The following is a 13,816-nucleotide window of genomic DNA, read 5'->3' as shown; positions in this document are numbered from 1 at the left end:
GACCGCATGGACCACGACGTCCTCCCGCTGACCCAGGAGACGCTGTCGGAAATACTCGGTGTGCGACGAACGACGGTGACGCTCCTGATACGCAATCTGCGCGCGTCAGGAGCGATCAGATCTGATCGACGAGGCCACATCGAGATCGACCGATCGCGGCGCACGGCGGCGGCGTGCGAATGCCACGGTACCATGCGTCTCGAAGTGGAGGAGACCTTCTCGATGAATACGTCACAGTCTCGCCTTTTGGTTGTGCCGGCTGACACAGTAAGTGAAACGGGCGATGCTGTATGAGCGGTTTTCGCCCTGGCGGCTCGTCTTGGTAGGGTGGAATGCCTGCGAGGTTTGAGCGCATATAGGGGCAGGCGTCGAACTGATCGCGGTGGTTTTAGCCTTGCATGGAAGAAGGCGGCCAAACCGGGGGCGGCCTCAATTGATCGGCTCTGTCTTGAGATAATTGGGCGGGGCCGCTTCAAGGGCACACGAAGCGACCCCTAATCGCGCAGTACGCTGGTCCATGTGGGGTTCACGTTGGTCCAATCTGCGCGACTGCGACCACGCTAGACTTGTTTAGTTCGGAGGCAATGAAACTCGCCGGTTAGGCTTGCCGGTTAACTTTGATGTCCGCGCTGGAGGTTAATTCTGGAACACAATGGGCATCAGGCGAACAGCTCGGGCGCCGGTCATAGAAAGGGTAAGCCCATCCGGGGAGACGCTCAACCAGAGCCCGAAACGTTGTAGAGCCGCTTAAGTCGATCCGTAATGATCTGGCAGAAAGTCTGGAGTTCGGTCTTGTTGCGAACCGGGCCAGCTGCGGTGCCAAATGACAGCAACGAATTCCACGGGTTAGAGCCGTAGACCGTCACTTTAATTCCGCGCTTGGGGCAACCTTCAATCTTGCTTAAGTCATCGAGGATCATCGCCGCCAGTTCATGTCCTCATTCCTTTCGCGGGAGGGGTAAGCGCCAGTCCGGCGAGTCGGCAGCTCGCTCGGTATCAAGGGGGCGCATTGACTGGTAGGTACTTAAAATGAGTTCAACCACATCATTCATCGCAAGCAAGCCAACGAACGCAACGAGCCGGGGTGGGGAGTGTGCGGCGCACGACGCGGATTTATTTGCTGGGGCAGTTCACCAAGGCTGCCACTGTGACGGACGCCACGCGGGCGTCACACGCGAAAGCGGGAGCGACGACCGGCCGGGGTTGCTGTCGAACATTTGAACGCGCACTGCTTGATCAAGAAGACTTCTTGAGCCTTAATAAGGCCGATGCGAACGTGAACGCAGATTTACCAAGCCTACACGATCGACGATCACTCCCTCCCGTCGGCTAGATGCGGGCATCGAACTGCCCCAAGGGGACTCATCTTGAACCGGTCACCAATCGCCAATTCGACCTGATCAAGAGTCATGGAAGCAATTCCCACCGCATCCAACCCGGTGACAAGCAGGGAAAGACGCTCAGCGGGGAAACGCGTCATTACCCCTGCCATGATTGTGAGGGCCAAGACAGCGGCGCCTTACCAAAGCCACTCTGCAGTCGTGGTCCTGGGCTCCAGCTCGTTCATTTCTCCATCTCCTCGGGCACCGGGAGCAATACATGGCCGACTTTCAAAACCGTTTTCAGTACTGAAGCAAATTCAGGATCGGCAAGAATAGCATCGGCATCTTTAAATGAAGGGGATTCCACTTCGCACCGTTGCTGACTTCAGACAGCGCGATTTCCGTCATCGCGTAGCCTATCCGGCCACTGCCCGGCCTCAACGAACTTCTGAGCCCTGCGCATGATGATGCCCCCAAGCCATCCTTCCGCAAGCGAGGCGAGCGCGCAAACTTTACGGCGGGTCTAAGCTTTCTAGGGTTCTAGCGCGTGGTCTATTGAAGCTTTGGCAGCGCGCGACCAGCTCCCGCGGCGACCGTATTGCGGCTGCTGAATCCGCATCGTTAGCCAAGCCCGAGGATTGAAAAATGAGCAATGTATTTCCGCTGATTTCAGAAAAGAAACTTAAGGGCACGACGGACCCCAAAAGCCCGGTAGCCATCGCTGCCGTTGCGTTCATGGCAGCGAGTGTGAAACTCGCCAAGGCGATCAAAGAGCTGTCGAGGAGCCTTGAAGTCCTCGATAGCCTTGTCGAATCTCTCGAGGACACGAGCGCTAAAGAACGACTGAGGCAGGTGTCGAAAGTGAACCGGGAGTCGTTGAGGCGCGCAGTGGAGGGGCTCTTGTACCCTACCGGGAACGTCCGTAGACTCCCGGACAAGAATGATCCACGCTTCTGCGCTAATTCTGGTGGCACATCGGTGCTAGGCGCATTTCAGTAGGATAAAGCATTCTTTAGTCCGGTGGGCCGCAGAGCGATCTGCGGCCATTTTATTTATGGCCCCATACGGGCGGCTTGATGGGCGGGGGCCAGGTCGAAGACCCTGCCGATGAAGACATTAAGAGGCTGCTTGGGCGACACCGGAGCGGACCGGCTTTATCGCTGAAGCGATCTGCTCAGCGTTTCTGAGGGCGACTCGCCAAATTGCAAACGGTAGCCCCTGGCGAAGTCGCCGAGGTGCCAGAAACCGCAGGCAAGTGCGCACGCTTTGACGCTACCCATCCCTGCCAGCAACTTCTGGCGCACGAGCCATAGCCGTCTCATGCGCAGATATCGATGGAGGCTCATGCCTTGGTATCGTTGAACCGTATCGTGCAGGGTTCGTACCGAGACGCCGACATGTCGCGCAAGATCTCCGCTGTAGACCGGACGGCCGATGCTACCGGACAGCACTGCCTGGATGTCCCGAAGAACTTTGAACTGCCCGATGGAGTTCGCACGAGAGGCCCACTTTGCATCAACAACGTTGGCGAATGCGGCATCGATGGCGGCAACCAGGGACTCCCGCATCGCAGAGGAAACGCCGCTCACTTCGGAGGCATCGAATCTCGAGGCGCTTGACAAGATCTGCTTCACCAGCTCGCGGAGCCGATAATGCGCAGATGTGCTCGTTTCAAACACCTTCCAATTCGGACTCGCCTGGGGCCACCCCCGATCTTGCATTTCCTGCGTGAAGATAACCGACGTGAACTGCAGCGCGGTCCGCTCAACCGTGGTGTATGCAGCACTATTACGTCCGATCACGATAGCCGGACGATCCCTTTCGACCCCGTTGAAGCGAATGGGTGAACCGTCGTCCATCGAAAATCCGACCGCGGTGCAATTTGGGGCAAGTTGGCCTTCCGGCAATTCGTGGAAAGGACTGAGCCGAAATTGACGTCGCAACCTGGTAGACGCAGGATGGTTTGTGCAGCCGAGATTCCGCACGAGAGGGATGTACTCCACGGCGAGATTTCGCACGGCAGTTCGATACTCATCAATGTCGCTGAAGCGAAATACTTCTGGCGCACGTGCTGGCAGAGCGTCGCTGTTCATCAGGCAATAGTGTTGGCGACCACGGCGGGGTCGGCAGTATGTCATTCACCCCAGAATGGATTTTGGCTCCCGTCAAACTCTGGCCCCCGTAGTATTACGGATCGAGCCTGGTTGGCGGAAAAGAACATCGTCAGCATTTTAGGGCTCGCCGAATTTCGACATCGTTTGCACCGAATTTCGGTACCAGACCACCGATCACCGTCGAGTGCATAACCCTGCATTAACCACTATGGCGTGATCATTCCACTACCTGCACGGGCATTCAACAGCGGATCAGCACACGCCGGTTTGTCGTGGCCGCATAGTTAGCAAAGCTGGGCTGCCCGAGTAGTGCGAGTTTGTGTGGTTTTCGAGTTCTTGTGTCATTCATTTCTTTACTTGATCGCTTCCGGACGAAACGCCGATACTGCGGTGATTGCGAATGTCTACGCTCCTAAATTTTCATCGGCCTCACCAACGGAAAGCCCGACCAGACCGCTCCCGCCAGAGACCATGTGACGTTTTGACCAATCGCCGCCCTGGTATCGAGCGTTGCAGGTCTGAAAATTCAAACAGCGGAGGATTTGCGCGACGCCATCTTCACTCTTGATCTCGCAAACATGTGCATCCGATTGCTTGTTGGACAGATCGGGAGTGGTACGGCCAGCGAACATTTGCTGGCGCAGTCCGCGAGGATCGATCAGCTCATTGAAGCTGCGCGTGGCGAGATCGCGCATCTATGAGTTCCAATGATTGATTTAGTTAAGGTCAGGGCCTTTACTCCAGGGGATTGCAATGCGGTGGAATAATCGAAAGGCAGCCCGCGTTCAATTTGAACACAAGCACCTCGTCAACCTCATGGGTGTCGATGGGACATGGCGACGAATTTGCACCCTTCTCGACGCTTCTGAGAGCGGCGCCAAGCTTGAGGTAGAAGGCTCTACCGACGCACTCAAGACAGAAGAATTCTTCTTGGTTCTATCCTCCACCGGTATGGCATTTCGCCGGTGCGAGTTGGTCTGGGTCAACGGGTCACAGGTAGGCGTGCGGTTCGTCACCGAGAAGACAAGAAAGCACCCGGGCAAGAATGACCATCCCGCTCGTGCGCAAAAAGTCAATCTTGCAGGACCAGGATGACGAGCGATCTCACATGCAGCTAGTCTCTTCGCGAACGATCTCCTTCATCGATGTCCCCTCTCTCGCAGTTTTTGAGGCCAAAGAAGCTCTGTTTCATGACGAGGGTAAGGGCTTCCTTCTCTATCTCTCCGGCGGAGAGGTATCATCAACCGCAAAAGAGCGAGTCGTATTCCTGGAGTTGCGGGAGGCGCTGATATGGTTGAACGAGCCCCCTGAGGATCGGGGCTCGTTTTGGGCATGAAGACGCGCAAGTAAGTCGCTCAACGGAGACGACCCGCATGTTGGTGCATGTTCTGGCGGATGATGCCGCCAAGTTGTCCCACCTTTGCGGCATTCTTGACCGCAGATTTCGCGTAGCAGCGGAACGGCTCGACGTCGACGCAAAGCTCTCCCAGGAGTCTCATGCGGTGGTTGTCCGGGCCGATCTACGTGTCGTCGAAAACATCGCGGCTCTCAAGAAGAGGAGTGCACGCATGGCCAAGGTGCCAAAACGCATATTCCTTGTCGAAGAGCCGTCCCACGTCTGCATCTCGCAGGCCTATGCCCTGGGAGCCACGCTCGCCCTAACGGGCACAATCAACCGGTCCAAATTGCTCGCTGCGTTGGCCGATGCGGCAGCCCCAGCATGCTCCTCGCCAACCGGCGCGCCGCAGCAAGACAACGCGGTTGACGTCGCCGCTGCCGCCATTGGATCGATGTTCACCGCGGTGTCGCTGGGCGAGCCGATAGATGTGATCGGGACGAAAGAAGCTGGCAGGAAAATCGCCGATCGCATCACAGAGCACGGGCTCACTGAATGGCTCACGACCGTGCGGCGCCATCACGAGGGGACCTACCAGCATTGCCTCCTCGTAACCGGCGTGGCCATCGACTTTGGACTTAGCCTGGGACTGCGGCGAACCGATCTTGAACGGCTGTGCTCTGCTGCCATGTTTCATGATATCGGCAAAGCAACCATCCCGCTGGCGATCCTGGACAAGCCCGGACGGCTGAACGCCGAGGAGCGCGCACTTATCGAGAGCCATCCGGTGGCAGGATACGATTTCCTGAAAGCTCACACAGGTATTTCCGACGAGGTCCTGGATGCTGTCCGGCATCATCACGAGTATCTCGATGGCAGCGGATATCCGGATGCGCTCTGTGCCGAGAGTATCACCGACATCGTTCGAATGCTGACCATTTCCGACATCTTCGCCGCGCTGATTGAGCATCGGCAGTACAAGCCGACCATGCCCCGGGCGGAGGCATACGGCATCCTTTCCAGGATGCAGGGAAAGTTGGAAACGGCCCTGGTGGCTGCGTTCAAGGACGTCGCGCTGGCCAGGTAGTCCTTGCGTTGACCGTCGGTCACCGAAACGAGGCAAAGCCATCAGGACGGCTGCTTGCGACATGGCGCGATCATTGGACTCCTTCACCGCATCAAACAGGCGCTATTATTTACGCGCGCTAGGACGCATGGGACCAAGCTCGGCCCGCATCGGGTCAAGCCCGCTGGAGGCGCGAATTGTCGAACTGCAGGCCAGCCGTGATGGCATCCTCAGGATCGGTCAGCAGCTCGGGTATCGATACCACCATGGTGTAGCGGGTGCTCAAGTAGGAGCTGTGGCTTGCCCACCGGAAGGGTCGCTAAGACATCGCTAGACACGCTGTGTTTCAAACACTGTTTCAAACACTCCTTTCACCAAACTACGGCTGAGAGTCCAAAAGCGAACCGACACCTTGAGGCCCATTGGTAATCTTGATGGTACGCAACTGGGGATGCGGGGCGCGACCGTGTTGGAAGTGTTGATTACCAGGCGAAGCCCGACCAAGTGGGAATGGCGGGTCTGTGACCGCTACGGGGCCACGATTATGGGCGGTTATGAAAGCACCCGACCGGCGGCCAACTACAGGGGGAATCGGGCACTATTTCTCCTGTTGTCTACCCGCTGGACTCGGTGATCGCGTAATCCGGACCGGCAAAGTAGGCATAAGGCAGAACACGGACATCGAACAATCAATGCGTTTTCCGTCGTTCTCTTGGAGACGGAGCCCCTGCCAATGGGTGATTGCCAAATTATCCGGCACTCCGCTGAATGAAGCCATGCGGAGCAAGGCGGTAGTCGCTCTTCTGGGGATCGCGGCAGGTGAAGCCTACTCGGGAGGCGATGCATCGTTTTACGAAGAACGATCTTGGATTCCTATTCGGCCAAAACGGAATGTAGATCGCCGGAGTTTTGGTTGCCGGAGCGGCCTGACTGCGAGGCTTCGCTGTATCCAGCGGAAAAAATCTGGTGATATTGGCAGCTCATGACCTTGTAACACTCACATGCCGCTCCTTCGAGCCGCGGTCTGTCAATCTCGACCAAGCCCCGCCGGCCGGATCGTACAGCACCCGACGCCCGTGGTTTGCGCATAATCAGCGTCACTGTCGTTCGTCGTACTCCAAGCAACTCTGAAAGCGCTTCCTGCGTTAGCAATATAGCATCAGCGTCGATCCTATCGTGAATGTGGAGCAACCATCGGGCCATGCGGGCTTCGACAGGATGCAGCGCGTTGCAGGCGGCCACATGCTGAAGCTGCATCAACACTGCCCTTGTGTGGGTCTGGACCGCCTGTTTGATGAGGCTGCTCTGACCGAAGGCTGCATGAAACCTTGATGCGGAGATCTGCGATGCGATCCCCGGCACGCGCACGACCGCCGTGGTAGGAGAATGCGAGGGCCCGAGCACTGACAGCATGCCCACCGCTCCCTCAGGCCCGATGACGGAGGTTGCTACTGTTTCTCCGTTCGGCATTTCGAGCATGAACGAAATCGTCCCGCTGTGCGGAAAATAGACTTTGTCACTCCGATCTCCCGATCGCACCAGCACCGCGTCTCGTTTGAGCGATATTTGCTCGAAGTGAGGGGCGAGTAAACCAAGGTCCGCTGACGGCAGCCCAGCTAACAGTCGATTACCAACGCTCGTATGGCGCTTCATTGTGGCTGGCAATTCCTTCAGTGATTATGATTCATTTCGGATTTAAGGACGGCCTGGACCGAAATTCGGTTGGCGTCGCGCCTTACCAAGGGCACTATGGTTTGTCTTCTGGGAGTTTTGCTTAGGCTCTTTGTTTTTGCTTAGGGGCTCTTTCATAATTCCGTAATATTGCGCAGCCCTTTCAATCTACGCCGGGCACCGCCAACACCGCGGTTTTGAAACGTCCCGCCGCGGGCGGGAAGATCTTCCGCAAGAAGTGCACAAGCGGCAATCGACGCGTTCTATCGTCCATCCTGAAACGCTCAGTGCCGATGTCCGAATGTCCGAAAAAGTGCCAAGCGCGTAAATTTCGCAATTTTTACCCATCACCCATACATTCTGAGCGCTGTAATTTTGACAAAGGTCACGCGCTCAGCGGATGATCTGCTTGTTAGTGGCCTGCATTGGTCGTGAGAACAGAATGATCGGCCTAAGGGAGGCTACAATGTCTAGAGTGCTCGTGGCGCTATCGATCGCGTCAATTGTCTTTTGCGGTGCAATTTTCGGATTCTTCTATGCTTGGGTCTGCTCGACGATGTGGGGGCTCGATCCGGCGGACCCCCGTGTCGCAATCGCTGCCATGCAGGCGATGAATGCTTCAGTGCGCAATGCGGTGTTCTTTCCCGCATTTTTCTTGACACCGGTAGTCTTGGTTTTCACGGCGGCCGCAATGCGCGGTGCCGGTCAAAGTGTGGCTGCCTTGTGGTTCCTGGCCGCGGCTGCGGTCTATTTGGCTTTCGGCCTTTTCCTCACGATGGCTGTGAACGTTCCCATGAACGAGGCGTTGGCGGTGACGCCTGTTCCGTCGGACCTTAATGCGGCTCGGGAGGCTTGGGAAAGCTATTCAGGGCGCTGGCAGTTCTGGAATCAAGTGCGAACGATCGCTTCAGGCATCGCGTTGATTTTCGCCGTTTTCGGATTGACGAGATCGCGACTGACCGCCCCAGGGACTGTATGAGGTAGGTCTTTCACCAGCCAGGTTGCAGAAGAATGCACCGCTTGAGTGGCTCCAATGCTCTGGCCGGGACTCTTCACCGAATGTCCATAGCCATCATTCGGGTCGATTCGACCGGGCGTCGATCACTTCCGGTCCCGATCAGCCGACCTTCTCAAAGCCCATCAGCATGTCTAAGTAGTTTCATCAGCGTCCCGTCGGGTTGTCGGCCAAGGGAGCGCACATCTGCTGGCGATCTTGACTAGCAAGATGACCGGTCATCGGGTGCGGTGACATCACCGGCCTCGCGCGTCAGCCGGACCTAAATGGATCGCGGAGCGACGACTGAATCGAAGGACCTCCCGAGAAGGAGATTGCGCGATACTTCTTACTAGCTGGGGACAGGAGCGGAGCTGGATCAAGGGGACATACAGTTACCAAAACTCGATTTCCGTGTGACGTGTGGGCAGTGGTTAGCGCCAGCCGACTTGCTTTATCCAGAACTAGATTATGGGACCTCGAGCAAGACTCAGGAGACCAACCTTCTGGCTTTGAATGCCACCAAGCAGCGCGGGCTGGAGAGGCGTGGTGCGGGTTTGCCGTGGAAGCATCCGAGCTCAAGGCGCTCGCCGAGCGAAAGGGACTGGCGCGCGTCCAGGAGAGTACAACGCTGAGATACGACAAACACGTAGGCAACCATTTTTGGCGGTTCTGCGTCGCCAGTTCGCGTGTACCCGACGCAAGAGGAGTAGTGCTGCAGGTCCGAGTCGGGGTACGAGCGCCTACTCCGCGCCGTGCGAACCTGTCGGATCTGCTCCTGACGACCGACCTGACCGGGAGTTGCGTGTCAAGCTGCGACGCTCTTTGCGGGGTTGATCCGCCGCAGCTCGTCGAGTTCCAGTCCCGCTTCCGTCTTTGCAGTGGCCAGCATTTGCACAGCCGTGACGATGTTTTCCTCAGAGTGATTGGCCATCACCTGCATGCGAATTCGGGCCGCCCCCTTGGGAACGGCGGGAAATTCCACGAGGTTGGCGACCAATCCGAGTTCGATCAGCCGTCTAGAAACGAGACGCGCCAGGCCTTCCGAGCCCATTTTTACGCAAACGATTGCGGACGGGTCGCCGTAATAGTCGAGGCCCACCTGCTTCAACTCGCGTCGCAACGACAGGACATTGGCTAACATCTTGCGCCGTAGCGCATGCCCCTCGGCAGACCCGATGATCTCGAACGCTTTGAGGACCGTCGCTGCCTGCGCCGGCGAGAGGGCATTGGAGAAAGTTGCAGGCGCGCTGTAAAAACGCAGATACTCCTGCACCGCTCGGCTCTTGCAGGCGACGAATCCGCCGTTCGACGCAAACGTCTTGGAAAAGCTCCCCATCACGATATCGATCTGGCCGAGCATATTCTGCAGCCCGATGTGGCCACGACCGTCTTCGCCGAGACAGCCAAGGTCATGTGCGACATCGACCACAAGTGTCGCGTTGAATTCGTGGCAGAGGGTCTGCAGCGCCCTCAGATCGGGCGTGTCGGAGTCCATCGAGAACAATCCCTCGGTGATTACAAGGATTCCGTTCTCTTTATCTTTGGCCCGTATTTTCGTGAGAATGTTCCGGCAATACTCGTTGTCGAGGTGTCGGAAGAGGTGAATGTTCTGAGTTGCCGCGTGAGCGCCCTCCTGCAGGCAGGAGTGTGCCAGCATGTCCATCACGATATGGTCGGCCGACCTGACGAGGCCCTTCACGACGCCGAAGCCCGCGGCCCAACCCGTCGGGTACAGCACCACATGGTCCATCGCCAGAAACTCGGCGATCTTGCGTTCGAGCGCCACTGAATACGAAGTATTGCCCACGAGCGCCGGAGAGCCTGCGCTATGTACCCCGCAGCGCTCAATGGTTTCGATGGCCGTTGCCTTGATGGCCGGATGCGATGCCAGGCTGAGATAGTCCTGCGAAGCAAAGTTTACGCCGAGCATCCTGTTGCCCCGGTCGTCCTGAGCAGAGCAAACGGTCTTGGGACCGTCCTCCGTGGCACGAGAGAAGGGCCAGAGGCCGTGATGCCGGCGCAGATCCTGCCAGCGGAAGAAACCTTCGGTGCGTCCCAAGAGGTCTGCCCCACCGGGGACGCGGAAGTCCCTCATGCTGCCCGTCAAGGCGGCCGGCGCAATACCGGTGTATGAATCGTTTGAAGCCATCCCGAACTCGCATTTTTTGGTTATTCTGTATGCCCGGGACGAGATTAATTCCTGGTTGGATATTGGGAAGTTTTCCGGCCTTTTCCGGCGAAATTTGTGTTTGGTTTTCTGTACCTTAAGAGCTGCACAGAAAGTCATGGCGGACGCCAGGAAGGGCCGCGGGGGTCTTGGGCGCCCGCGCGCGTAAAGGCGGCGTTAACCATAGATGGCGCAATGTGTCTTTCACGTTTCAAGGCCCATCCGGAGCAAGCGAGGAATTCATGATCGGCGTCCTGAAAGGCCAGCCATTCCACAAAATTTCAAGCCGGGTCGCGGCGGCAGCGATGGTTGTCTGTGCGCTTTCCGCGCCCGCATTCGCTGCGGATTTGCGACTGCCTGTGAAGGCGGCCCCGCCCATCCCGCCTGTTCCGGTATTCTCATGGACCGGCTTTTATATCGGCGCGAACGGCGGCTGGGGCTCGAGTCGCAACTGCTGGGATCTTGTTCCGCCCACGCCGGTACCCCCTGCGCTGCTCGGCCCCGAAGGCTGCCACGATGCGACAGGCGCCGTAGCCGGCGGCCAGATCGGCTATCGCTGGCAGGCAGGCGCCGCAGTCTTTGGTCTGGAAGCGCAGGGTAACTGGGCTGACCTCAACGGCAGCAAGATCAGCCCGCCGTTCCCTGCCACGACCAACCGGTCACGGATCGAAGCGTTCGGCCTGTTCACCGGCCAGATCGGCTGGGCCGTCGAAAATACACTGTTTTACGTCAAGGGCGGCGGCGCCGTCACCGATAGCCGCTTCCGCTACACCGACAATGCGACCGGCATCGTTCTCGGCGCTGCGAACGACACGCGATGGGGAGCCGCGGTAGGCGTCGGCCTCGAATTCGGCTTCGCTTCGAACTGGTCGGTCGGTGTGGAGTACGATCATCTGTTCATGCAGGACCGCACGTTTGACTTTACCAGCCCGGCTGGTGCTTACGCCGGCACGGTTGCCACCCGTCAGGATGTTGATCTCGTCACGGCCCGCGTGAACTACAGGTTTGGTGGCCCGGTGGTTGCGAAATACTGACAGCGACGCTGAAGTTCGACGCATAAAGAAAGGCAGCCCGCCTTTCTTTATGGGCAATGTAAGCCGCTCGGCAGAACACTTTTTGAGCGGGGGCCTAGGCGGCCGGACTCTCACGAGCGACCGACGGCAGATGCGACCGCATCTTGCCCAGCAGCCGCTGCAGGTCGACGGGCTTCGTATCAAAATCGGAGCAGCCAACTTCGACGCTCTTGTCGCGATCGCTGGCGAGCGCATGGGCGGTCAGCGCAATGATCGGAATGGCGGATGTCGCCGGATTGGCCTTGATCCGCTGTGTTGCTTCCCAACCGTCCATTTCGCCGAGCGCCACATCCATCAGGATCAGATCGGGCAATTCGCTCGCTGCCATGTCTACGCCCGTTGGACCGTCACAGGCACAGCAGACAGAGAAGCCGTTGCGCTCGAGACGGCGCGTGAGCATGTCCCGGTTCATCTCGTTGTCTTCGACCAGCAGGATCCTATGCATGGGCAATCCCGGCTGACGCAGGCAGAGCCGTGTCGGTGAGGTCGGGGACGAGCGTCGCCGTGGCGTAACGGTCGGTCTTTCGCCGGCCTTCGACGAGCGGTATGCTGACCGTGAAGCGACTGCCTTTCCCGGGCTCACTTTCCACGGTGACTTCGCCGCCCATCAACTTGCAGAGCCTTTGGCTGAGCGCCAGCCCAAGCCCCGTACCGCCATACTTGCTGGTGCTGGAGTCGTCGGCGACGGTGAATTTCTCGAACAGTTTCGCCATTTGATCCGGCGCGATGCCGATCCCCGTATCCACAACGTCAACGACGAGTTGATCTCCCGCCGCGCTCTTCAGGCGTCCTGCGGCAAGCTCCACCTTCCCGTTGTGGGTGAATTTCGCGGCGTTATCGGTCAACTGTCCGACGACGTTACGAAACTTGCCGGCATCGCAGAGCGCGGTCCCGAGATCGGGGGAGATCGAGCAGGCGAACTCGTTCCCGCTTGCCTCGACCGAAGTCATCGCCTTCTCAGCGATCTCGTGGAACAAGGCGCAGAAATCCGTCTCTTCCAGGTGCAGCTCCATCTTGCCGGCTTCGATCTTCGAAAGATCGAGCACCTCGTTGACAAGCTTCAAGAGGTGTTGCCCAGCCATGTGGATCTTGGTCAGGTCGGCAATGCCCTCGCGATCGCCGTCGAGTTCGGCGTCTTCGAGCAGCATCTGGCTGTAACCGATCACCGCGTTGAGCGGCGTGCGCAACTCGTGACTCATCTTGGCCAGAAATTCCGATTTCGCGGCTCCCGCGCGCTCGGCTTCCTCGGTAGCCGCGCGCAGCGCCGACGCCGTTGCCATGTGCTGACGCATCTCGCTTTCAAGCTCGCTCTGCGATGCCTGGATCTTCGCGTAGTAGAGCGCCATCATCGCCACATAGATCGACGCTGCCGTCGTCGAGACGAGCCCGAGCCCCTGCATCGCAGCAACCGGCAGCTTGCTGTTAATTTCGAATGCATGGAAATAGAAGAAGCTGAAGATCGCGACGTTGACCGCGAACATGATCATGACGATCAGTCGCAGCTTGCTCGATGAGCCGAGATAGAAAAACGCCAGCAACGGGATGACGAGCACCCAGGCGAGCGTAGGCGACGTCACGCCGCCATAGAGGAAGCAGCTCCAGAGGATACAGAAGATCAGGTTCTCGATCGAGACCAGCGCGAGCGTATCGTATGGCGCCCCGGCGCGCAGAATGAACGGAAATACCCAGAACAACGTGATCGACGCCGCGAGCACTGCCACGTCATATCCGGGCGCGGGGTCAAGCAGATAGATCGAAATCGGAACGACGTTTCCGATGAAGGGACCCAGGATGTGACTGACGAGAAACACGTGAGCACGGTTTCGCGTATCGCGATCGGCGGCGATGCTGGGCGGAATGAAGTAGTTGACCAGCTTATCGAGGGCAGCAATTGCCCTTGAAAATTTCTCTTTCATGAAACTGAGCCCGCTTCTGCGAGTTGGCTTTCCGATATTCCGAGCCGTCGCGCTTGCGCGTTTGCAAGTAGAGAGGTGCACTTTCCGGCAAGTAACAGTTCCAGAGCTCACTTAAAACGGCGTTAATCGGCAAGCACCCATGACTAAACTGATT

The 13,816-nt window shown here is 58.0% G+C and carries 14 protein-coding genes; 7 read left to right on the top strand and 7 right to left on the bottom strand.

What is annotated here, in order from left to right; translation table 11 throughout:
* Positions 1 to 6: 6 nt before the first annotated feature.
* The gene (locus V1278_RS00730; protein ID WP_334379348.1) at positions 7 to 294 is read left to right on the top strand and encodes a helix-turn-helix domain-containing protein; all 288 of its coding nucleotides are present in this window, start codon (positions 7 to 9) and stop codon (positions 292 to 294) included.
* Between the two features lie 422 nt (positions 295 to 716).
* On the opposite strand, the gene V1278_RS00725 is transcribed toward V1278_RS00730, so the two are convergent.
* Positions 717 to 920 carry a hypothetical protein gene (locus tag V1278_RS00725; RefSeq protein ID WP_334379347.1) on the bottom strand — a complete coding sequence of 68 codons (204 nt, stop codon included), beginning with the start codon at positions 918 to 920 and terminating at the stop codon, positions 717 to 719.
* 1,047 nt (positions 921 to 1,967) lie between these two features.
* On the opposite strand from V1278_RS00725, the gene V1278_RS00720 reads away from it, so the two are divergent.
* The gene (locus tag V1278_RS00720) at positions 1,968 to 2,321 is read left to right on the top strand and encodes a hypothetical protein (RefSeq protein ID WP_334379346.1); all 354 of its coding nucleotides are present in this window, start codon (positions 1,968 to 1,970) and stop codon (positions 2,319 to 2,321) included.
* Between the two features lie 155 nt (positions 2,322 to 2,476).
* On the opposite strand, the gene V1278_RS00715 is transcribed toward V1278_RS00720, so the two are convergent.
* Entirely contained in the window at positions 2,477 to 3,181 is a 705-nt protein-coding gene (locus tag V1278_RS00715) for a helix-turn-helix domain-containing protein (protein WP_334379345.1), read from the bottom strand.
* A gap of 659 nt (positions 3,182 to 3,840) precedes the next feature.
* On the bottom strand, positions 3,841 to 4,131 hold the full coding sequence (locus V1278_RS00710; RefSeq protein WP_334379344.1) for a hypothetical protein: 291 nt from the start codon (positions 4,129 to 4,131) through the stop codon (positions 3,841 to 3,843).
* Between the two features lie 58 nt (positions 4,132 to 4,189).
* Here V1278_RS00710 and V1278_RS00705 point away from each other — a divergent pair, with 58 nt between their 5' ends.
* Genes V1278_RS00705 through V1278_RS00695 form a run of 3 tightly spaced genes read left to right on the top strand, consistent with a single transcriptional unit; the run spans position 4,190 to position 5,859 of the window.
* Positions 4,190 to 4,531, top strand: a complete 342-nt coding sequence (locus V1278_RS00705; RefSeq protein ID WP_334379343.1) for a PilZ domain-containing protein — start codon at positions 4,190 to 4,192, stop codon at positions 4,529 to 4,531.
* Between the two features lie 13 nt (positions 4,532 to 4,544).
* Positions 4,545 to 4,772 (top strand): hypothetical protein, encoded by a 228-nt coding sequence (locus V1278_RS00700; RefSeq protein ID WP_334379341.1) that lies wholly within the window; start codon positions 4,545 to 4,547, stop codon positions 4,770 to 4,772.
* Positions 4,773 to 4,809: 37 nt separating this feature from the next.
* Positions 4,810 to 5,859 (top strand): HD-GYP domain-containing protein, encoded by a 1,050-nt coding sequence (locus V1278_RS00695; RefSeq protein ID WP_334379340.1) that lies wholly within the window; start codon positions 4,810 to 4,812, stop codon positions 5,857 to 5,859.
* 852 nt (positions 5,860 to 6,711) lie between these two features.
* Here the strand turns inward: V1278_RS00695 and V1278_RS00690 are convergent.
* The gene (locus tag V1278_RS00690) at positions 6,712 to 7,491 is read right to left on the bottom strand and encodes a Crp/Fnr family transcriptional regulator (protein WP_334379339.1); all 780 of its coding nucleotides are present in this window, start codon (positions 7,489 to 7,491) and stop codon (positions 6,712 to 6,714) included.
* Positions 7,492 to 7,975: 484 nt separating this feature from the next.
* Here V1278_RS00690 and V1278_RS00685 point away from each other — a divergent pair, with 484 nt between their 5' ends.
* Positions 7,976 to 8,488: an anthrone oxygenase family protein gene (locus V1278_RS00685; RefSeq protein WP_334379338.1), complete on the top strand. Its 513-nt coding sequence runs from the start codon at positions 7,976 to 7,978 to the stop codon at positions 8,486 to 8,488.
* Between the two features lie 823 nt (positions 8,489 to 9,311).
* Here the strand turns inward: V1278_RS00685 and V1278_RS00680 are convergent.
* Positions 9,312 to 10,655, bottom strand: a complete 1,344-nt coding sequence (locus V1278_RS00680) for an aminotransferase class I/II-fold pyridoxal phosphate-dependent enzyme (protein WP_334379337.1) — start codon at positions 10,653 to 10,655, stop codon at positions 9,312 to 9,314.
* A 260-nt stretch (positions 10,656 to 10,915) separates the two neighbouring features.
* On the opposite strand from V1278_RS00680, the gene V1278_RS00675 reads away from it, so the two are divergent.
* Entirely contained in the window at positions 10,916 to 11,707 is a 792-nt protein-coding gene (locus tag V1278_RS00675) for an outer membrane protein (RefSeq protein ID WP_334364774.1), read from the top strand.
* A gap of 94 nt (positions 11,708 to 11,801) precedes the next feature.
* Here V1278_RS00675 and V1278_RS00670 read toward each other — a convergent pair whose 3' ends face one another.
* Both V1278_RS00670 and V1278_RS00665 read right to left on the bottom strand, forming a co-directional pair.
* Positions 11,802 to 12,191 carry a response regulator gene (locus V1278_RS00670; protein WP_334379336.1) on the bottom strand — a complete coding sequence of 130 codons (390 nt, stop codon included), beginning with the start codon at positions 12,189 to 12,191 and terminating at the stop codon, positions 11,802 to 11,804.
* Positions 12,184 to 13,662 carry a sensor histidine kinase gene (locus tag V1278_RS00665; protein WP_334379335.1) on the bottom strand — a complete coding sequence of 493 codons (1,479 nt, stop codon included), beginning with the start codon at positions 13,660 to 13,662 and terminating at the stop codon, positions 12,184 to 12,186. The genes V1278_RS00670 and V1278_RS00665 overlap by 8 nt, the downstream gene beginning before the upstream one ends.
* Between the last annotated feature and the right edge of the window lie 154 nt (positions 13,663 to 13,816).

It is taken from the genome of Bradyrhizobium sp. AZCC 1577, assembly GCF_036924575.1.
In the GTDB taxonomy this organism is placed as follows: Bacteria; Pseudomonadota; Alphaproteobacteria; order Rhizobiales; family Xanthobacteraceae; genus Bradyrhizobium.
The sequence above is the reverse complement of the archived record's forward strand: the minus strand, read 5'-3'. Positions and strand labels throughout refer to the sequence as shown.

Coding starts and splice junctions, on each gene's coding strand:
- V1278_RS00730 (WP_334379348.1), top strand. CDS start 7: ATGGACCACGACGTCCTCCCGCTGACCCAGGAGACGCTGTCGGAAATA.
- V1278_RS00725 (WP_334379347.1), bottom strand. CDS start 920: ATGATCCTCGATGACTTAAGCAAGATTGAAGGTTGCCCCAAGCGCGGA.
- V1278_RS00720 (WP_334379346.1), top strand. CDS start 1,968: ATGAGCAATGTATTTCCGCTGATTTCAGAAAAGAAACTTAAGGGCACG.
- V1278_RS00715 (WP_334379345.1), bottom strand. CDS start 3,181: ATGGACGACGGTTCACCCATTCGCTTCAACGGGGTCGAAAGGGATCGT.
- V1278_RS00710 (WP_334379344.1), bottom strand. CDS start 4,131: ATGCGCGATCTCGCCACGCGCAGCTTCAATGAGCTGATCGATCCTCGC.
- V1278_RS00705 (WP_334379343.1), top strand. CDS start 4,190: ATGCGGTGGAATAATCGAAAGGCAGCCCGCGTTCAATTTGAACACAAG.
- V1278_RS00700 (WP_334379341.1), top strand. CDS start 4,545: ATGCAGCTAGTCTCTTCGCGAACGATCTCCTTCATCGATGTCCCCTCT.
- V1278_RS00695 (WP_334379340.1), top strand. CDS start 4,810: ATGTTGGTGCATGTTCTGGCGGATGATGCCGCCAAGTTGTCCCACCTT.
- V1278_RS00690 (WP_334379339.1), bottom strand. CDS start 7,491: ATGAAGCGCCATACGAGCGTTGGTAATCGACTGTTAGCTGGGCTGCCG.
- V1278_RS00685 (WP_334379338.1), top strand. CDS start 7,976: ATGTCTAGAGTGCTCGTGGCGCTATCGATCGCGTCAATTGTCTTTTGC.
- V1278_RS00680 (WP_334379337.1), bottom strand. CDS start 10,655: ATGGCTTCAAACGATTCATACACCGGTATTGCGCCGGCCGCCTTGACG.
- V1278_RS00675 (WP_334364774.1), top strand. CDS start 10,916: ATGATCGGCGTCCTGAAAGGCCAGCCATTCCACAAAATTTCAAGCCGG.
- V1278_RS00670 (WP_334379336.1), bottom strand. CDS start 12,191: ATGCATAGGATCCTGCTGGTCGAAGACAACGAGATGAACCGGGACATG.
- V1278_RS00665 (WP_334379335.1), bottom strand. CDS start 13,662: ATGAAAGAGAAATTTTCAAGGGCAATTGCTGCCCTCGATAAGCTGGTC.